At 68.6% G+C, this 19,280-nt stretch carries 17 protein-coding genes; 6 read left to right on the top strand and 11 right to left on the bottom strand.

Going from position 1 to position 19,280, the window contains the following annotated elements; all coding sequences use genetic code 11:
- Positions 1-141: 141 nt before the first annotated feature.
- Positions 142-930: a hypothetical protein gene (locus A3CU_RS0129240; protein WP_245617401.1), complete on the top strand. Its 789-nt coding sequence runs from the start codon at positions 142-144 to the stop codon at positions 928-930.
- 7 nt (positions 931-937) lie between these two features.
- Here the strand turns inward: A3CU_RS0129240 and A3CU_RS0129235 are convergent, their stop codons facing one another.
- A complete protein-coding gene (locus A3CU_RS0129235) occupies positions 938-2,281 on the bottom strand; it encodes a right-handed parallel beta-helix repeat-containing protein (protein ID WP_027945270.1) in 1,344 nt (447 codons plus the stop codon).
- On the opposite strand from A3CU_RS0129235, the gene A3CU_RS0129230 reads away from it, so the two are divergent.
- On the top strand, positions 2,238-3,497 hold the full coding sequence (locus tag A3CU_RS0129230) for a Dyp-type peroxidase (RefSeq protein WP_245617400.1): 1,260 nt from the start codon (positions 2,238-2,240) through the stop codon (positions 3,495-3,497). The two genes, A3CU_RS0129235 and A3CU_RS0129230, sit on opposite strands and share 44 nt — an antisense overlap.
- A gap of 46 nt (positions 3,498-3,543) precedes the next feature.
- On the opposite strand, the gene A3CU_RS0129225 is transcribed toward A3CU_RS0129230, so the two are convergent.
- Positions 3,544-5,118 carry a helix-turn-helix transcriptional regulator gene (locus tag A3CU_RS0129225; protein ID WP_245617399.1) on the bottom strand — a complete coding sequence of 525 codons (1,575 nt, stop codon included), beginning with the start codon at positions 5,116-5,118 and terminating at the stop codon, positions 3,544-3,546.
- Positions 5,119-5,546: 428 nt separating this feature from the next.
- On the opposite strand from A3CU_RS0129225, the gene A3CU_RS0129220 reads away from it, so the two are divergent.
- The 3 genes from A3CU_RS0129220 (at position 5,547) to A3CU_RS0129210 (ending at position 7,847) form a co-directional block, all read left to right on the top strand.
- Complete coding sequence (locus tag A3CU_RS0129220; RefSeq protein ID WP_027945267.1) at positions 5,547-5,975, top strand: DUF6098 family protein; 429 nt, start codon at positions 5,547-5,549, stop codon at positions 5,973-5,975.
- 136 nt (positions 5,976-6,111) lie between these two features.
- On the top strand, positions 6,112-7,065 hold the full coding sequence (locus A3CU_RS0129215) for an ATP-binding cassette domain-containing protein (protein ID WP_027945266.1): 954 nt from the start codon (positions 6,112-6,114) through the stop codon (positions 7,063-7,065).
- Positions 7,062-7,847: an ABC transporter permease gene (locus A3CU_RS0129210; RefSeq protein WP_043842955.1), complete on the top strand. Its 786-nt coding sequence runs from the start codon at positions 7,062-7,064 to the stop codon at positions 7,845-7,847. The genes A3CU_RS0129215 and A3CU_RS0129210 overlap by 4 nt, the downstream gene beginning before the upstream one ends.
- A 145-nt stretch (positions 7,848-7,992) precedes the next feature.
- On the opposite strand, the gene A3CU_RS0129205 is transcribed toward A3CU_RS0129210, so the two are convergent.
- The 4 genes from A3CU_RS0129205 to A3CU_RS0129190 form a co-directional block, all read right to left on the bottom strand.
- Positions 7,993-8,667: a response regulator transcription factor gene (locus A3CU_RS0129205; protein ID WP_027945264.1), complete on the bottom strand. Its 675-nt coding sequence runs from the start codon at positions 8,665-8,667 to the stop codon at positions 7,993-7,995.
- Positions 8,664-10,244: a sensor histidine kinase gene (locus A3CU_RS0129200; RefSeq protein ID WP_027945263.1), complete on the bottom strand. Its 1,581-nt coding sequence runs from the start codon at positions 10,242-10,244 to the stop codon at positions 8,664-8,666. Before A3CU_RS0129200 ends, A3CU_RS0129205 begins: the two co-directional genes overlap by 4 nt.
- A gap of 220 nt (positions 10,245-10,464) precedes the next feature.
- Complete coding sequence (locus tag A3CU_RS0129195; RefSeq protein WP_027945262.1) at positions 10,465-11,673, bottom strand: serine hydrolase domain-containing protein; 1,209 nt, start codon at positions 11,671-11,673, stop codon at positions 10,465-10,467.
- A 314-nt stretch (positions 11,674-11,987) separates the two neighbouring features.
- The gene (locus tag A3CU_RS0129190) at positions 11,988-12,293 is read right to left on the bottom strand and encodes a hypothetical protein (protein WP_156960609.1); all 306 of its coding nucleotides are present in this window, start codon (positions 12,291-12,293) and stop codon (positions 11,988-11,990) included.
- A gap of 525 nt (positions 12,294-12,818) precedes the next feature.
- On the opposite strand from A3CU_RS0129190, the gene A3CU_RS0129185 reads away from it, so the two are divergent.
- Positions 12,819-14,090 carry an HNH endonuclease signature motif containing protein gene (locus tag A3CU_RS0129185; protein WP_027945260.1) on the top strand — a complete coding sequence of 424 codons (1,272 nt, stop codon included), beginning with the start codon at positions 12,819-12,821 and terminating at the stop codon, positions 14,088-14,090.
- Here A3CU_RS0129185 and A3CU_RS51540 read toward each other — a convergent pair.
- The 5 genes from A3CU_RS51540 to A3CU_RS0129165 form a co-directional block, all read right to left on the bottom strand.
- Positions 14,020-14,487, bottom strand: a complete 468-nt coding sequence (locus tag A3CU_RS51540) for a transposase (RefSeq protein WP_245617405.1) — start codon at positions 14,485-14,487, stop codon at positions 14,020-14,022. The genes A3CU_RS0129185 and A3CU_RS51540 overlap by 71 nt on opposite strands.
- Positions 14,488-14,522: 35 nt before the next feature.
- A complete protein-coding gene (locus A3CU_RS0129180) occupies positions 14,523-15,176 on the bottom strand; it encodes a response regulator (protein ID WP_027945259.1) in 654 nt (217 codons plus the stop codon).
- Complete coding sequence (locus tag A3CU_RS47230; protein ID WP_245617398.1) at positions 15,173-16,279, bottom strand: sensor histidine kinase; 1,107 nt, start codon at positions 16,277-16,279, stop codon at positions 15,173-15,175. Before A3CU_RS47230 ends, A3CU_RS0129180 begins: the two co-directional genes overlap by 4 nt.
- Positions 16,280-16,284: 5 nt before the next feature.
- Positions 16,285-17,763, bottom strand: coding sequence for a serine hydrolase domain-containing protein (locus tag A3CU_RS47225; RefSeq protein WP_245617397.1), 1,479 nt, complete (start codon positions 17,761-17,763; stop codon positions 16,285-16,287).
- Positions 17,764-17,955: 192 nt separating this feature from the next.
- Complete coding sequence (locus tag A3CU_RS0129165; protein WP_027945258.1) at positions 17,956-19,167, bottom strand: glycosyltransferase; 1,212 nt, start codon at positions 19,165-19,167, stop codon at positions 17,956-17,958.
- Positions 19,168-19,280 lie beyond the last annotated feature (113 nt).

Raw genomic sequence — 19,280 nt, 5'->3', positions numbered from 1 at the left:
TACCGGCTCGGTTCATAGCTATAGCTGTCCCCTTGTCAGGCGAGCAAGAACCGGCCTAGATAACCAGAACGACGCACTGGTATACACCAAAAACCGGGTGAATTAGCGGGTGAATCGGCGAGCCTGTTAGCGTTGCGCCGCGTGCGGAGCAAGAGAACCCAGCAGCGTCGCCCGCGGCGCGGCACCGGCCTACGCCGATGGCTGCGGCCATGGTGGGTGGTAGCCGTCTTGGGCGTTGCGGGCGCCACGGTGGCCACGTTCCTGGTCATTGGCGGCGATTCAGGCCCAGCCGGACCACGCGCATTGACCTCGGACGAGGCGAACCGGCTGGCGATTACGCGGTTTCGCAACTACCAGGCGGGGGGTCGTGCGGTGACGATCACCGTGCCGAACGCCGCTGGTGGCCTGGTCATCAAGGGGTCGATCGACTACCGCGGCAAACTCGCTTACGGCGTGGTGCACGGTGCCGGGCGCGATACGTCCAGCGACGGGCTGATCGAATGGACGGCCGCCACCGTGCTGGTCCACCCGATGGCGAACACCCCGGCGGAGGCACCGGCGTCGCCGCCCGGGTCGGATTGGGTCAGCCGTCCACTGCAGACGTCCGGCAGTGCCCTGGACACCTCGTTGGCCATCGCACTCGGTCTAGGTAGCGACCGGCCGGACAATGCCCAGCTACTGCCACAGAACGGCGCAACCTGGATTGGTCAGGACCAGATGGGCGGCCATCCGGTGGACGTCATGACCGGGCCAAGCGCCAACGGCAAGCCCGGCACGGCGGACACCGTGCGCTACTGGATCGGCTCGGACGGCACCATGTATCGGGTGCAGGTCAAGGTGGCTTCCGAGCCGCAGCCGGTGGTCATCGATTTCGACACCCAGACGTATGTTCCGGTCCTGCCGGTACCCGGAGTCACCCCGCCGCGATAGCCGCCGTTCAAGAGGTCTGTACCAGTGCGCTCTCGGCGAGCAGTGACGCCGACGGCAGTGGGATGCTTGCGATCTCCGGTAGCGCCGGAAGGGCTGGAACAACGGTGGCGCCGGTGGTGGTGGCATTCGGGAACTGCGGCTGTGCGGCGGGCGCAGCCACCTCGGTGAACGGGATACCGCCAGGCGCCGTCGGCATCGCCCACGTGCCGGACAGCACGGGTGACTGAGCAGAAACCGGGCAGGACGCGATCGTCGCAAGTTGAGCGGGGACTGTCGTTTGTAGGTCGTTGCCGCTCAGGCAGTTACCGCGTCCCTGCGTGGCGGTGGGGAACGTCCAGCCGACGTCAACGCCGTTGGCGGCGAAGGTGTTGTCCAGGATCTGGTTGCCGTCCGGCGGTATGTCAACGGTCGCGGTAATCAGCAGCCCGGCATTGATATTGCCGGCGATGCGGTTGCGGATGAACTGGTTGTCGCTGCCGCCATCGATTCCGACGCCGACGCCCCATCCGCCGTCGGCCTGTTCGGGGGTCGACGTCTGCTGGTTGCCCGCGATCAGGTTGCCCGCGACGACGGCACCCTGCTGTGGGAGCAGTTTCTCCTGGTGGTCCGAGTCCGTGGTGAGCCCGACCCGGTTTCCGACGAAACGATTACCAACCACGTACATGTCGCCACTGGCATTGGTGCCTTCGTAGCCGACCGCGTTGAGTTCGGCAATGTTGTCCCGCACCACGATGTGACACGGCTTGCACTGCCCGACATAGATCCCCGAGTCCGCCCCACCTGACGCGTACGAATGCTCGATGACACCGTCCTGCGCGGAGAACGCGTAGATGCCGTACAGCCCGTTGCGGGTCGCGGTCACGTAGGAGACCAGGAATGATTTCAGGAAGGTGACGGGCTCGTTGCCGGTGTCGTAGCCGCCGGTTCGCCCCGGCGATCCAGCGACCGCCGTCGCCGAACCGGTGAGCAGTATCCCGTTCTGCGTATTGTTCTCCACGGTCAGGTTCTCCACGGCCACCCCGGGAGCGGTCACGACGATGCCGTTCGGCTGCTGCAACTGCCCGTCGATGACGACCTTGTCCCGGGACTCGCCCCGAAGAGTAATTTGCGCCGTGGCGATTTTCACCGACTCGTGATACACACCCGGCGCGACCAACACGAGGTCACCGGGCTGGGCGAGGGACACCGCGGCCGAGATCGTCGGGGCGTCAGTCGGCACCTGGATGGTCACGTGCGCACCGGCCGGTCGCCGGCCCTGGCTCGATCCGTCATCGCCAGTGCCGCAGCCGGCCAGCACGACCGTCAGTGTGCCCAGCATCGCGATCAGCACGCGAAGACGGAAAAGAGGCATGATCTCAGTTTGGCATGGACGCCTTATTCGCCTGAGTCAGGGCGGATATGGCACTCTCCACACCGTGCGCCGAGCCGACCATCACCAGTCACGCCGCGCGTTTCTCGGTGCCACCGGCACTCTGATGGCCGCCGGCCTCACCGCAGGATGCGAACCGGATTCCGCTCATTCGGGCCAGGTTGATACGCCTGCGTCAATCACGCCGGTCTCACCAACGGGCCGCTATCAGGCGGGAATCGTGCTCCCGCAACCGGCCCAGACCAACTTGCTGACCGTGGTCGCCGACCTCGGCGACGCTGTGGCTGCCGGCCCGTTATTGGCCGAACTCGGCCAGGCCGTCCTCACGCTCACCGCGGGGACCGATGCACGGCTGCTGGGCCTGCCCCCGGGCGATCTCACCGTGACAATCGGGGTCGGTCCCCGACTGGTGCGCACAATCGATCCTTCCCTGCCCGGCGCAGCAGATCTCCCACAGTTCTCCCGCGAGCGGATTGCCCCGCAGGCACGCGGCGGTGACCTGCTCATACAGATCTGCGCCAGCGACGCCCTGGTAGTCCCGATCGTCGCTGCCGCGCTCCTGGACCAGGCAGGCGACCGGATACACGAACGCTGGCGGCAGTCCGGACGCAGAGGTTCGAACGTTCCAGTAGCTCAGGGCCTTACCGCGCCACGAAACCTGCTCGGTTTCATCGACGGCATCGTAGGCCCACGCACGACCGTCGAAGAACAACGAGACCTGTGGCTGGCCGGGCCGGCTCCGGTCGCCAGCGGCACCATTGCCGTACTCCGACGCATGGAACTCGATCTGCCGCGGTTCGCCACGCTGTCCGTTGCCGACCAGGAGGCAGTCTTCGGCCGGCGCCGAGCCACCGGTATTCCCCTCTCCGGTGGCACCATCGCCTCGGACCCCGAACTCGGCGCCAAAACGCCGGACGGACGCTATCTCATACCGGCAGACGCCCACGTCCGCAGAGCACATTCCAACGTGGTCGGCGTCGGCCTCATGCTCCGTCGCTCCTACAGCATCGACGAACCCGCGCCCGGCCTGCTCTTCATGAGCTTCCAGAACGACATACGGACCTTCACCAACACACTCACCCACATGGACAATTCCGACGCACTGCTGCAATTCACCACCACCACCGCCAGTGCGACCTTCCTGATACTCCCCGGTTTCGACGAGCAGCACCCACTTGGTGCCACACTGTTCCGGTGATCAGTCGACCATGATGGACAGCCTCTTCCGGAATCCACTGTGGACGTCAGAGTGCGCCCAGCTCGTAAGCCCGCATCAGCGCGTCCTCACGGCTGGACGCGCCTAGCTTGCGATAGACACTTTTCACCTGCGTGCGCACGGTGTTCACGGACACGACGAGCTTGCGCGCGACCTCCGCAAGGGTCAGGCCGGCGCCCAGTTCGGTGAGTACCACCTGCTCGCGGTTGCTCAGTTCGACCAGTTGGACGCGTTCCGGAAACACCGGCCGGGCCCGGGCCAGGCGCTGTGCTGCCTCATCGGTCAGGGGGAAGCCTGCCAGGCGGAACACCTCGTCCCGATCGTCCGGCGACAACGAGGCGAGCGAAAGCACTTCGTCGGGGGTACGCACATGGCTGACCAGCTCAACCGACCGGCGGGCCTCTTCCTTGTCACCCATCCGCAGCGCGGCGACCGCTCTGAGGAGCAGCATCTGCCGGGCGTCCCGGCGCGAAGTGGTTTCGTCCCAGGAAATGCGCGAGGCTATCGCGCGGACCGCCTCATATTCGCCGTTGAGCAGGCGAAGCCGGGCGGCAGGCAGCGCCAGCCACGACGCTTGCGGGCCCGCCTCCTTGATCAATCGGAGTGCGCGGGTGGCCTGGCCGGTGGCGATCAGCAACTCGACGTGGGCGCGGCGCATCACCCGGACGGCGGTGCCCTGTTCGACGAGCGCAGGCGCGTGGCTGAGCCGAAGCGTGCCGAGATGGGCCAGCGACATCGCCGGATCGCCGAGATACAGCCCGTGCGCAAACACCAGCGCCGCTACGAAGGGCCAGACTTCCAGCTGCTTGGTGCCGTCACCGGTGACCTCCAGGCAGTTCGCGAGGCTCGCCTCGTCGTAGCGGTCCAGCGCGTCCCAGCCCTCGGCGATCGTCCCACCCACGGTGAGCAGGAATTGGACCCGCCGGGAAGGCGATGCGAAGCCACGCATCCGGTCAAGCCACTGCCGCGCGATGGCACCGTGCCCGAGATCGGCGAAGACCATGGCGAGATTCGCCGTCGCGTTGAGGGCAGTGGCCGCCGTTATCGGCTCGACCATCGCCTGCTCATACGCGTGGCGGTAAAACTCGATCGCGGCCGGAAAGTCATCCATCAACGAACGCGTCAGACCACGTTGCATGGGAAGCCAGCCAGTGCGCGGTACCACATCGACGCCGGGCAGCGGGCTGAGCTGCGCCGCGCGGGTGGTCAAGCGCTGTCCCAACTCCTCGGCCTCGGCGCACGCCCCTCGCATGCGCAACCCGATCACCGCCGCGGTGCCGACTGTGACCAGTGTCGCCACCGAAGTCTCGCCCGCGATGTCCATCGTCGCCGCCAGGCGGGTACCGAGTTCGGTGTAGTGGCGCAGGTACGGCCGGAGTTCGCTGGCGTCTGATTGGTTCGCGGCATAGTAAGCGCTGACCCACGAGATCATCAGGCGCGGTCGCGCGCGCAGCTCCTCGTCCGGCACCTGGTTGAGCACGGAAAGCAGCCGAGCGGCGAGTTCGCCTTCCACCGCGAGGATGTGCTGGTCGCACAGGGCTTCGAGCGTGGCCCAGTCGCGGTCCTCGGCGATCCTGGCCAACGCTTCCGGCAAGTCAGCCACCGAGACACGAGCAGGTTGCGTTCTCTGCAGCACCGTCTCTGCCCCTCCCCAGGCCAGGCCGATAGATCCCACTCACAGGTAGCAGGTGCTCGGGTTTCCCGCCCCGCCCCATACCAGCGGACCAAACATCACCTTGGCACGGACACGGCAGCCATCATGTCCCACAACCAGGTGAAGTTGGCCGAGGTCAGGACAACTCAGAGTGCAGCCGTCCCTGCGGATGCGACCCCCTTGTTGCGTCACGACAACTCGACCGGTCCATTTCGGATGAGCGCCGCACCCGACTTCTGGTCGTCGCAAAGCCTTCGAGTACCGCGTGACCGACCATGGCGTCGCGCACCGCTTGGCACCGGCGCCGCCACCCTGGCGGTGCGGGAACTCGCCACTCCCGCCGTGTAACCATTCCGTCCGCAGGGCACTACTGCGGTATGGCGGTAGAGGAATCCTTGCCCACGCTGCACCGGCTGGCCGACCTCGCGGAACTCATCGTGCCGTGCTCGACGGTCTACGTCCGGTACTCGCCGGGACCGGAGGAGGACGCGGAGCATCCGAGCACGGACCACGAGAGCGGCCTCCAGCTGCCCGGTCTGTCGGCGAACTCGCTCAAGCCGCCGGGCTGGTGGACCCTGCCCGTCGAGGACTGGCTGGCCCGGCGGATCTGCCAGTACCTGCGTGAACGCGAGGAGGGCGCGCGGCCGTGGGTGCTCACCGGCAAGGAGGCGGACTTCGGGCCCGACAACGAACCACTGCTCGTGGACATCGAGCCGATCGCGTGGCTGTCGGGCGATCTGATCGAGGAGGCCAGCGAGCGGTACCAGCGGCGGCTGGACGCCGGCCGCTCGACGCACGAGGACTGACAATTCAAGTCGCTGACCCGCGAGGCGGGGCCCTGATCCCTGCCGAAAGTCGAGGGTCGGCCACGACCAACGTCCGATGCCCCGGCCACCCCTGAGCAGCCAGGCTCCTGGTACAGGCGAATCACCAGGAGGAACCATGATCACGCTTCGGGGACTCACGAAGCGCTACGGGGAGAAAACCGTCGTCGATGCGCTCACCTGCGACGTCACACCAGGCCAGGTGACCGGCTTCCTCGGCCCCAACGGTGCCGGGAAGTCGACGACGATGCGGATGACCGTCGGCCTTGACCACCCACAGGCCGGCGAAGTACTGGTCGGCGGACGGCGCTACGCCGAGCTGCGGCACCCGCTGCGCGAGGTCGGCGCGCTGCTCGACGCCAAGGCCCTGCACCCCGGCCGCAGCGCCGGCAAGCACCTGCTGGCCATGGCCCGCAGCAACGGCATCGCGGCGAGCCGTGTCGAGGAAGTCCTCGCCACGGTGGGACTTTCCGACGTCGCGGGCAAGCGCGCCGGGCAGTTCTCGCTCGGCATGGGCCAGCGCCTCGGCATCGCCGGCGCGCTGCTCGGCGACCCGGGCATCCTCATGTTCGACGAGCCGGTCAACGGCCTCGACCCGGACGGTGTCCGCTGGGTCCGGCAGCTGATGCGCTCGCTGGCGGCCCAGGGGCGGACGGTGTTCGTCTCCAGCCACCTGATGAGCGAGATGCAGCTCACCGCCGACCACCTCGTCGTGATCGGCAAGGGCAAGCTCCTGGCCGATGCGCCGGTCGCGGAGTTCATCGCGGACAACTCCCGCACGACGGTCTCGGTGCGCGTCCCGGTCGAGGGCGAACGCGCGCAGCTCGAAGCGCTGCTGCGCACCAAAGGCGCCGTGACGCATCCCGGTGAGCCGGGCGAGTTGCTGGTGGACGGCCTCGGTGTCACACGCGTCGGCGACCTGGTGCACGAGTTGGGCGTCCGGGTGCACGGCCTCACCGCGCGGATGGCGTCACTCGAACAGGCCTATATGGAACTGACCGCTTCTTCGCTGGAATACCGGGTTCCGGCACAGGACACAGTCGCGCGCAAACTAGCGAAGGAAACAGCATGACGACGACCGAAGTGCACGGCGGAGAGCTGCCCGGCGCGGTGGCGGCGGAGTGGACGAAGCTCTGGTCGGTCCGCGCGACGTGGTGGTGTCTGACGGGCGCGACTGTGGTGCTGCTGGGCTACAGCACACTGTCAGCCATCGTCCAGCGCTACGACAGCGACCAGCCGATGAGCGGCCACACGATCGCGATCGGCGGCGGGTTCTATCTGGCGCAGTTCGCGGTGATCGCACTGACGACGCTGTTCGTGACGAGCGAATACACCGGCGGCGGCATCCGCTCGACCCTGCTGTGGACGCCGGTCCGCGAACGCGTGGTGTTGGCGAAGGCGGCGGTGCTGCTGCCGGTGCTGTTCGCGACCGGCGTGGTGCTGGCGAGCGGCGGGACGCTGCTGGCAAGCGCGGTGAAGGGCGGCCATGGACTGCCAACGACGTTCTCGGCAGTCTTCATGGCGGCGACCGGCATGGGCGGCTATTTCGCGCTGTTGGGGGTGCTGTGCACGGGGATCGGCTGGGCCCTGCGCAGCGCGGCGGGGACGCTGGTGTCGGTGCTCGTGCTGCTGGTGCCGTTGCCGCTGATCGTGGCCACCCTGGGACTGCCGGAGCTGGTGCCGTACTTCCCGGGCATCGCGGGGCTGAACGCCATGGTCGAGGCGGGCCAGCCCAACCCGATCACGGAGGCGGTGGCGCCGTACGCACCTTGGGTGGGCTTGCTGGTCTGCACGGGGTGGGCCGCGGCGGGCTTGCTGGTGGGCGGGACGGTGCTGCGCCGCCGTGACGCGTGACTCCTGGCCCGGGCGCTTCGCGCAGGCGCCCGGGCCGGCCGCCCCGATGCCCGCCAACACCTCACGTGCGCTCTCGACGCGACCGTGCTCGCCTACGCAATGTCCACAAAGGATAGCTTCGGAAGTCTCGGTGCAGGCGCCGGGATCACGGGGTGGCGGGCTCCGCGTCTCCCCCGACCAGCCCCGCCTCGTACGCCGTGATCGCGGCCTGCACCCGGTTCTTCGCGCCGAGCCGGGTCAGGATCGTGCTCACGTGCGCCTTCACCGTGCCCTCCACGACGAACAGCTTCGCCGCGATGTCCGCATTGGACAGCCCGGACCCGAGCAGCGTCAGCACTTCCCGCTCCCGCGGGGTCAGCCCGGCGATCCGCTCACGGGCCGCGGCGGCACGCGAAAAGCGTCCGCCAGACAGACGAGCGATCACCCGCTGGGCGACCTTCGGCGAGAGGAATGCGGCGCCGTCGGCGACCGCGTGGATGCCGGCCAGCAGTTCCCGCGGGTCACCCGACTTCAGCAGGAACCCGCCGGCGCCGAGGCCGAGCGCACGCTCGATGTACTCGTCCTCGCCGAACGTCGTGAGCATGATGACGCCGGTCGCGGGCAACAGCCGCCGGATCTCGGCGGCCGCGCCCAGGCCGTCCAGCCCGGGCATCCGGATGTCGAGCAGCACGACGTCCGGGTGCGCGGTGAGTGCCTGTTCGACGGCTTCGCGGCCGTCGGCGGCCTCGGCGACGACCTCGATGCCCGGGTCCGCGCCGAGGATGGCGGCCACCCCCGCGCGCATGAATGCTTCGTCGTCGGCCAGCACGACCTTGATCACAGTGCCCCCTCGGCGAACCAGTCCTTCGAAACCAGCTTCCCATCGGCGAAGCACAGCCGATAGGCGGCGTATTCGTTCTGCAGCCACGATCTCCCGCTGCCGTAGTACTCGCACACGACAGCAGAGATCGCCGGCTCCGGCGGCTCGCCACGTGTCGGACGGGCGGCGCGCTGGTGCTCGGGCAGCTGTGGCGCCAGCTCGACCCGGGACTGCCCGATCCGCATCCGGTCGTAGACCGGGCCGGGCAGCTCCGACGAGTTCCACCGGTACAGGAACACGATTCCGCCGACCGCCAGTACCAGCGCGAACAGCACGAGCGGGACGGCGACCGCCTGGATCAGGCTGCGCCGCACGTCGCGCCGAGCCAGCTCCAGTGCCCGGACGGACGTCGACTGCCCGATCGCGTCGTCGGCCGCTTCCCGCAGCTCCGGGGTTTCGTCGACTGGCGCGGCGTCGTGTGGCAGCGTCGCGGAGACGGCGAACCCACCCTCGTGGGGGCCGGCCCGCAGTATCCCGCCGACGAGCCGGACGCGTTCCTGCAGCCCGATCAGCCCGCGGGCGCCCGCCGCGGCCCCGGGCAGCGGTCCGGCCAACGGTGGCGCGTTGACGACGCTCACGTCGGTCCGCTCGCCGGTGCCGATCACCTTGATACTGACAGCCGCACCCGGCGCGTGCTTCGCCACGTTCGTCAGCGCCTCCTGCACCACGCGGTAGGCCGCGCGAGCCACCATCGGCGGTGCCTGGTCACTGTCCACTTCGGAATCGATCAGCAGCCCCGACGCGCGGGCGCGCGCGATCAGCTCGCCCAGATCGCCCTGCACCGGCTCGACTGGCGCCGCGTCCTCGCGCAGCACGCCGATGATCTCGCGCAACCGCGCGGTCGCCGCCGCGGCGCTGGTCCGCAACTGGGTAGCCGCGTCACGCTGGAGGTCGTCGAGCCCGCCCTGGACCTCGAGTGCCGCCGCGCGGACCGCGATCAGGCTCAACTCGTGGCCGAGCGAGTCATGCATGTCGCTGGCGATCCGCGCGCGCTCGCGCAGCCGGGCCTGGTCGGCGATCAGCCGCTGCCTGCTCTCCATCTCCTCGGCCCGCCGCCAGCCGGTGCGGGCGAGTTCGCCGCGCACCCGGACGTACCGGCCGAACAGCCACGGCGACAGCCCGGCGAACACCAGGATCGCGACCATCGCGGCCCAATCGCCGAGACCGTCCGGCGCCACGAGCAGCGAAAGCGGCAGTCCGAGCACCGCGACGGCGACGCCGCACAGCAGGCCCGGACGGGCCCGCTTCATCCGCAGGGCGGCCTGATAGCTCATCGCCACCAGCACGAACACCGTCCAGACCGGCACGTGATCGCCGAACGGAAACAGCACCGCCAGCGTCCCGGCCAGTGCGATGCCGAGCGAGACGGCCGGACACCGGCGGGCCGTCGCGACCGATCCCGCGACGACGGCCAGCCCGCCGGCGAGCTCCCAGGCCGAGCGGGTAGCCGCGGCGTCCGAGACGACGGTGAAGACGAGAAAAAGCCCGAGCAATACGTCGAGCACCAACCGCCACCTGCGCTTCGTCACCTCCCGCACGGGTTCGAAGCTACAAGGCGTGCCCGGGCCCGGCCACTACCGAAAGTCAACCTTTCAGGCTGTCCACGAAGGCGAGGGGCTGCGGTTGGGAAACCGTGAACGCGTCGGCTTTGGCGGCCGTAGGCAACCAGCGCGGGCGCGGTGATCTCCGGGACCAGGGCGATTGTCGGGGCGCCGCTTGCCGCCGAGCGGCAGCGGCGCCCCTCAGCCTGGCCCAGGGCTACTGCTGCCCCGCCCCGAAGGCTGCCGCCGCGATCCCGTACAAGTACGGCGCCTCGGCGCCGTCCATGCCCGTTGGGTTGATCATGTAGACCACGGTGCGGGCGAGGTCGCGGGTGGCGAAGACCCCGGCGGTCCAGCCGGGGCGGGAGCCGGTCTTGCCCCAGACCACCACGCCGTTCACCTCGACGGTCTCCAGCCCCATGCTCAGGCAGGCGCGGGTGGGGGTCAGGCCGGTCTCGCAGTGACTGCTGTCGTGGTTGGGCACGTCGGGGACGGTGAACAGCAACTGCTGCTGGGCGGGCGGCAGCAGGCGGCCCCGGAAGAGCGCGTTGAAGAAGCGCGACAGGTCGGGAGCGCTGGAGATCAGCCCGCCCTCGGCCCACGGCCACGGGCTCTGCTTGGTCACGTCCACCTGGTGCGAGCCACCGTTGACGTCGGGGACGACCAGATACGGGTGGGCCGCCGCGTCCGCCAGGCGCAGGTCGTCGGCGTCGGGGACGGAGGTGTCGTGCAGGCCGAGCGGGCCGATGATGCGCCGGTTCACCTCATGGGCGTAGCTGTGCCCGGTGACCTTCTCGATGACCAGGCCGGCCACGAAGCTGTTCAGGCCGTTGTACTGCTGCGCGGTGCCGGGCGGGAAGCTCATCTGCGCACCGGCTATTCCGGCGACGACCTGCTGCGGCGTCCAGCTGTCGAACTGGTGCGCGGCGAACCAGGAGACGGTGCCGTCGCCGTAACCGACCGGGCCGTCGGGCAACCCGCTGGTGTGGTTGAGCAGTTGGCCCACCTGGATCGGCGGGAACTCGGCGGGCAGCACGCCGGGCAGGTAATGCTGCACGGAGCCGTTCAGGTCGACCTTGCCCTCGGCGGCCAGCTGCAGCATCACGGTGGCGGTGAACACCTTCGAGACCGAGCCGATCCGGAACCGGCCGTCCGGGTTGATGCCCGGACCCGAGGCGCCTGTGAAATGCCCGGCGCTGCCGGTGACCTGTACAAAAGCGCCGGAAACATCGGCGGTCGGGCGGTTCGCCAGCGCCTGCCGGATCGCCGCCGGGTCCAGCGGCGGCAGCGCGGTGCCGTGGGCCGAGCTGGACACACCGGCGCCGGGCGCTGCGGCGATCGCCGGTGCGGCCATCCCGACCGCGAGTGCGGCGGTGAGCACCGCGGCGGCGGCCAGTGTGCTCCATAGGGTGACAGTGCTCTTCATGGTGGTTCGCTCCACGTGAGAGGTGATCGTGTTCCGGCCCGCCGAAGAATCTTTCGCTTGACGGTGCGTCAGGCATCGGGGTTCCGCCCTGATCGGACCCGGGCTTCGGGATCAGGGTGTTCCCTGAATGGCCTCGTCCAATCCCCTCGTTTCCCTGACTGTCATTGATTGCGCAGCGGTACAGCACCGGCTTTGAGCGGCACTGCCGTGCACCACACCCCGACGTTCGACGGCCCAAAGCGCACCGGGCGCCGGGCATAACGACGGCCCGGAGGCATCGCTGCTCCGGGCGCCGCTTTGGTTTCGCCGTTCCGTCAGGTCGTCGGGATCGGTGCGGGGGCGTTGTTGATCGACGACTGAATGCTGTTCAGATCGTTGTTGACCTTGGTCTGAAGGTCGTCGAGTTGGCGCCCCCAGTAAGCTTGCAGGGCAAGCCCGATCGCGATGCCGGCGACGGCCAGCGCCAGGCCGAAGCTGGACATCACCTTGTGCGCGCCGAACAGCCCGATGATCGCGAAGACGACACCCACAGCGCCCGCGATGATGGTGGCGTTGTTGAGGATCGGGATGGGAGACCCGCACAATGCGACGATGCCGAGCACGAGCGCGGCGATCGCCATTCCTTTACGAGGGTTCTTGGCCTTCGGCGCGGGCTCGGACGCTTGGGCCGGGTACGACTGGTACGTCATTACTGGTTTAGTCCTTTCCTGTCCACGTGTAGGTCTGCAACTCGGTGCATGCTGTTACTGCCCCTTGAACACCGTTCTCGATCTGTGACCAGGCGCTCGCGTACCGACCTAGCGGATGGGACAGAGTGGGCAGTCTGGGTGGCGCCCGGGTCAGGTGGCGGCGATGGATGGCAGCACCAAGCAAGGACGACCGTGTTCTACGCCACGCGGGAACGTTTCCGTCCGGAGTGGCCTCTTCCGGTTGTTCGAGTCCTTTGACGGGAGGGGTTGTGATGGACGTTCCTGATGTCCTCACACGTCGGGCGGTGCGTTTGGCCGCCGCCCCAAGCCCGCTGGCGGCACCCGCGTCGCGCGCACCGGCGGCCACCAGCATTGCCTGTGACTGCTCGTACTGACCTGCCCACGATCACTCGAACGTGTATCGAACGTATGTCTGAAGATTGATAGTATGATGGCATGTCCGAGCAGACTTCCGCCTCCCGGTTGTGGCAGGTTTCCGATAGGGACCTGGCCGCGATTGTGGTGGCGTGTGAGGAAAAGCTGCGGACCGGTTACGCGGAGATGCTCGCGGCCGTGGGTGAGAGCGAGCAGCGTGGGCTGGGGAAGTCTTTGGGGTTCAAGGACACCGCCGCGTTCCTGACCGATAGCTTGCGGATTTCCGCTCGGGAAGCCAAACAACGCATCGAGCATGCCGCGGCGACCATGCCGTCGTCGTCGCTGACCGGGGTGCCGCAGCCCCCTCCGCACGCCGCCACCGGCGAAGCCCTGACCGCGGGGGACATCAACGCAGAACACGTCCACGCGATAACCACGACACTGCAGGCGTGCCCGGCACAGATCCCGGTCGAGCAGCGCGAGGCGGATGAGCGGATTCTGGTGGAGCTGGCTCGACAAGCCGGGCCGGAGGCGGTGCGCAAAGCCGGCCGTCGGCTGCGCGCGATCTGGGAACAGGACACCGCACCACCGGAGGACAAGGACCGCGAGCAGGCTCACCCGTTGCGCCGGTTGGACATCACGCGCCGCAAAGACGGCAGCATCCGCTTCACCGGTGAACTCGACGCCGAAACCGCCGAAGAACTCGACGGGCTACTCGGGCCACTGGCAAAACCCCACAAGAACCCCGAGACCGGCGAACACGATACCCGCAGCCCCGCCGAACGCGCCGGAGACGCACTCGCCGAAATCATCGGCCTAGCCGCCCGGTGCGACGAGCTGGCCACCCAGGGCGGTGAGCGCGCGGTGATGATCGTGTCCGTCACCCTGGCCGAGTTGGAGAACCGTGCCCGGCACGCCTTCCTCGACATCCCCGGGATATCGAGTGTGGACGGGCTCCGGCGGCTGGCGTGTGAGTCGAAGGTGGTGCCCGCGATCTTCGGCAACAACGCCGCACCCCTGTATGTGGGCGATGCTTCCCGGTTCGCCACCCCCGCCCAACGCCGCTACCTGGCCGCACGAGACCGCGGATGCGCCTTTCCCGGCTGCACTCGCGGTCCTAAATGGACGACACCGCATCACGTGGCGCCCTGGTCAACGGATAAACGCACCGACGCCGACAATCTCGTGCTCCTGTGCGGCCGGCATCATCGGGTGATCCACCACACGCAGTGGGAGGTAAGGATGAACGGGCATCTGCCCGAATTCATCCCCCCACCCTGGATCACCCGCGAGCGAAAACCCATGCGCAACCTCGCGCACACCACCCCACCCAGACACCAACAAGCCGCATAACACCCCTTGTGTCAACCTCAAGATCACAATCAGGCCTCGGCCTGCTGTTCGTTGTGGTGTCGGGCGCCGCCGTGCAGGGCGGGGTCGTAGGGCGCGCTGTTCTGCCAGCAGCACCATATGACCCGGACCCAGGCGCGAGCCAGGATGCGGATGGCATGCGGGTGGTCCTCGCGCGAAGCGCCCGCCCCGATCGTAAACCTTGGCCGCCCACGGACCTGGAGACCCGGCTGTTCACCGCGAAGGTCGTGATCGCCAAGCGCAGACGTTTGTTGCAGACCCAGCGGAAGGACACACCACATTGCTTGCCGGAGGCTTTTGTGACCGGCGTGATGCCGGCCAACGCGGCGATCGCATCGGGACAACCGAACGCCTCGCGGGCATCGCCCCATTCAGCCAGGATCTGGGCAGCATTGATAGTGCCGGCGCGGGATCCTATCCCGGGATGAGGCCGGCTTCGTGGGCGACGATCGCCGCTTGGACGCGGTTTGCGAGGTCAAGTCGGGTGAGGATGGCGCTGACGTGCCCCTTCACGGTGCCCTCCACGAGGTTGAGCCGGTGGGCGATCTGGGCGTTGGACAGGCCTGCGCCGAGCAGCGCCAGCACGTCCCGTTCTCGTTGGCTGAGCGAGTCCGTCTTGGCGCGGGCCGTCGTCGCGCGGCCGAGTCCGGTGGAACGCAGCTTCGCGATCACCCGTGCCGCGACTTTCGGTGCCAGGTAGGCGCCGCCGTGGGCGAGCGCGTGGACGCCCGAGATCAACTCGCGCGGGTCGCCCGATTTGAGGAGGAAGCCCCGGGCGCCACCGTCGAGCGCCTGGGCGATGTAGTCGTCGTCACCGAAGGTGGTGAGGATCGCGACGGCGATCTCCGGTACCGCACGGGTGATCTCGGCACCGGCGGCGAGGCCGTCGAGGCGCGGCATACGGATATCGAGCAGGGCGACGTCGGGGCGATGCGCCATGGCAAGCTCGACGGCTTCCCGGCCGTCGCCCGCTTCGGCTACCACCTCGATGTCGGGGTCGGCGGCGAGGATGGCGCGCACCCCGGCCCGGATCATGGCTTCGTCGTCGGCAAGCAGTACCTGGATCACGAATTCCCCATGTGTGGCAACGTGGCCACCATCTCGAAGGTGCCACCACGTGGGCCTGCGTCGAGCGTGCCGCCGGCCGACTGGACCCGTTCTCGCAGCTCCAGCACGCCGAGGCCACCGCCGGCACCCCGCCGCGAGTTCGCCGGCAGCCCGTTGATCACCGTGACCACGGTCGTGGCGTCCGCTACCGCGACCCGGACGCGCACCGCTGCCCCCGGCGCATGTTTCGACGCGTTGGTCAACGCCTCCTGAACGACGCGGCGGGCGGTCCGGTCGATCATGGATGGCAGTTCCCGGGGGCCATCCCACTCCAGTGTCACCGTCATACCGGCCTGCGCGGCCCGGTCGACGAGATCCTCGATCCGATCCGGGACCGGTTGCCGCGGGGCGGGCTCACCGTCACGCAGCACGCGGACGATGTCGGCCAACCGCTCGGTCACCGCTCCTGCTCCGGCGCGTAACTCCGCAACCGCGGCCCGGTGGTGCTCGTCGAGGTCCGGCGCCATCTCCAGCCCGCCGGCACGCAGCGCCAGCAGGCTCAGCTCGTGCCCGAGCGTGTCGTGCATGTCGTGGGCGATACGAGTGCGTTCCCTGAGATGAACTCGCTCGGTGATGGCCGCGGCCAGTTCGGCCTGCTGGCGCATCATGCGGCCAAGACCCCACGGGAACACCACGGTCAGGGCCAGCATCAGCAGCCCCATTGGCCACGCCTCCGCCTGGATCAGCGCGAGCGGTGCGACCAGGACCGCACCGCTCGCGAAAACCACCAGCACCGGCGCCACGCGGGGGATCCGGCGACCGGCCAGGAGGCTGACCACGGCCGCTGCCGCACCGAGCGCGACACTCCACGGAGGAACGGAGGTGTTCATGGCCGCCGCCGTCGCCAGGCCGGTCGGCACGCACACACTGAGCGAGGCCAACGGAAAGGTCGCGAGCAGCGCCGTGGCCGCGACGGGCGCCAGTAGCGCACCGGCAAGGGCCCACGCCGGCAAGTCGTTATAGGACAATGCGATGACGGTCAACAATGCCACGAGCAACCCCAGCGCCCATGGTGGCGCGGGCGCGCTCCGCAGCCACCTGCCCCCGGCGCTCGTCACGCTCACCGACGTTACCCTGCCGCGACCGGGGCCGGCGTCTGGGACGTGGTCCCACCCGATCGACGCAGCTCCCTCACCGCGAGGACGCGAGCGACGACCACACCGATGTTCATCAGGCTCGCCACCAGCAGCCACAACACCAGCGCCACCGAGTAATACACGAGTTGGAAATAGGTGACGTCACGGCCGCCGCCGATCAGCGAAGCTCCCAGGCCCGGCAGCGTCGTCAGGATGACCAACGGGATGAAGCGAGGCAGCAGCCGCAGTGCCAACCGCCAGACTGGCCGGACGCCGGCTCGCCCCGCCCACACGCGCCGGCGTCGCAGGTTGCGGGTGCCGAGCGCGATACTGAGCAAGGTCAGTCCGGCCAGCACCAGGTCGATGGTCAGTCGCATCGGGGAACCGGTCGAGGGGTTGCCTCCCTCCAGCAGGGTGGCCAGAGCGTTTTCCAGCGGGCCAGTGCCGTCGTTGCCCAAGGCGTAGCCGCTGTTCGTCATCACCGCGATGCCATAGCCGGACGGCAGCAGCAGCGCACCGGCCGTGTAGGTGAACCAGACGCCGCTGTGCCGGACCCTGCCGTCGGAACTGGTGTCCCAGCCCATCCCATAGGTCCATCGCGGGTCGGAGGCCGTGTGCATGGCCGTGATACCGCCTGGCGAGACGAGCGGCGCGCCCTCGGCAGTCCGGCCATCGTTCGACTGCACCACCAGCCATCGCGCCAGGTCCGTGGCCGTCGTGATCACGCCGTCGGACCCGGCGACGAACCGCTCGGGCTCCGTAGCCGGAATCGAGGCCCCATAAGCGTAGATGTAGCCCTTCGCCACGGTGCCCGGAACATCGTGCGGTGTGACGTCGATTGTTGTGGTCGCAAGCATGCCGGCCGGCTCGAACACGTGGCGGCGCATGTAGTCGGCGAACGGCTCACCGGAAAAGACCTCGACCAGTCGCGCCGCAAGATGATAGTTCGTGTTCGTGTAGTTGTGCTTGGTCCCGGGAGCGGCCGAGAGAGTCGCCTGGCGTGCCCGCACGACAGCGTCGGCCAAGGAGTCCGGCTGTGGCAGGCTTTTCTCCGGGAGTGTGCGGTCGGTGATCCCGGAGGTTTGATTCAGCAGCTCTCGAACGGTGATCTCCGCGCCCCGAGAGTCCACGGTCTGGAAATCGGGAACGTAGTCGCGAAGTGGTTTGTCCAGCGTCACCTTCCCCGCCTCCACCAACTGCATCACGGCCAGCGCGGTGAACGATTTGCTGACCGACGCTATCGGCATCGGCGTCGACGCGGTCACCGGCTGACCCGACGAGTCGTGGCCGTGACCAGCCACATACACCACCCGGTCGCCCTTCGTGATCGCGACCGCGACCCCCGGATACGCGGCCCCGTCCGCGAACTCCGTTACCAGCCGATCCACCGCGGCCTGCTCTACTCCTCCGTTCGCGACTTCGTTCGCGACCGCTGAGCCCGGTGTCGCGGCGGCCAGCAACGCCACCGCCACGATCACCACACCTCGCCACAAAAGTCTGACCTGTCCCAAAGCGCCCTCCGATCGTCTCGTTCGACGTCGGCAACGCTAGAAAGCTCGGCGGCCCTGCACAGGACCCGAACGACAGCCGACACCCCTGACTTTCGTCAGGCCCTACGAACGGCCGACGAGGAGCGAAACACGGTCCACTGTGGAGTGATCAGGTCAGGTGACCGTGTCGAGTAGCAGCTTCGCGGCCACCATCGCCCCGTCCGTGCGGATCGTGCCGGCCACGGCCCTCGCTCGCACGCGCGTCTCGGGGGTCAGGGCCGTCTTGAGCGCGCTGGACAGGGACTCGAAGGTCGGCGTCGGACCGTCGTGTGCCGTGCCGATGCCCAGGTCGGCCACCCGGCCGGCCCAGTACGGCTGGTCCGCGGCCTGGGGCACCACCACCTGGGGCGCACCGGCCATCGCGGCCGTCGTCGTGGTGCCCTGGCCGCCGTGGTGCACGACGGCGGCCACCCGGCGGAACAGCGCCTGGTGGTTGGCCTCACCGACGACGAAGCAGTCGTCCCGGTCGTCGATCGGGGCCAGGTCGGCCCAGCCGCGGGAGACGAGTGCGCGGCGGCCCTGCGCACGGACCGCCTCGATGGCCACCTGGGCGGCGTCCGTCGCGGCGTGCATGGGCATGCTGCCGAAACCCACGTACACCGGTGGTGTGTCGGCGTCCAGGAACGCTTGCAGCTCGGCCGGGAGCGGGCGTTCGTCGGGCAGGGTCCACGTGCCGGTCTGGACGACGTCGAGGCCCGGCGTCTCCTGCCACGGGTCCAGGACCGGGTCCGTCGCCAGCCACGGCCGGTCGCCGATGACGTAGTCGCGGACATCGGCCACCGGGGGCAGGCCGATCGACGCCCGGTTCGTGTTGAGCGCCGCACCGAACAGCGCGTTGTTGCTTTCGGCGTCCAGGTCCCACAGCACCCGGTTGTCGGTCACCTCCGGCGGAAACGGCCGGCCCGGATACGCCAGCGGCCGCCGGTGCGGCGCCGGCAGGGTGAGTTGCTGGAAGGTCACGGACACCGAGCGAATGCCCAGCCTCTCGGCCACCGACAGCGCGCCGGCCGCGGCGGGCATCATGCCGGTCGCCACCACCACATCGCATCCCTCGGCCGCGCCGGTAAGCACCTCGAACTGGTCGGCGATCAACTCGGCCGCACGTTCGGGCAGCGATGCCGGCTGCGGCGCCCCGGTAGCCAGCACTCGTGCCGACCGGCCAACCGGCACCAGCGGCACGCCGACACCGTCCAACCGCCGCCCGAAGTCCTCGTCCGGCGGCGCGCAGACCTGCACCTGCGCGCCGAGTTCCCGCAACTGCACCGCGAGCCCCACCAGCGGTTCGATATCCCCGCGCGACCCATACGTCGACAACAACACGCGCAACTTCGCGACTCCCACTCCCAAGTTCTGACTTTCAGCCGGAGATTCTGCGGCACAACCGGGGTCTTGCCGCAAGCCCACCGGTGCGCTATACCTTGAGAAGGGCGGAGATTCTT

Origin of the sequence: Amycolatopsis taiwanensis DSM 45107 (assembly GCF_000519205.1) — a bacterium.
Taxonomy (GTDB): Bacteria; Actinomycetota; Actinomycetes; order Mycobacteriales; family Pseudonocardiaceae; genus Amycolatopsis_E; species Amycolatopsis_E taiwanensis.
Note: the sequence above shows the minus strand (reverse complement) of the source record. Positions and strands in the feature narration are given on the sequence as shown.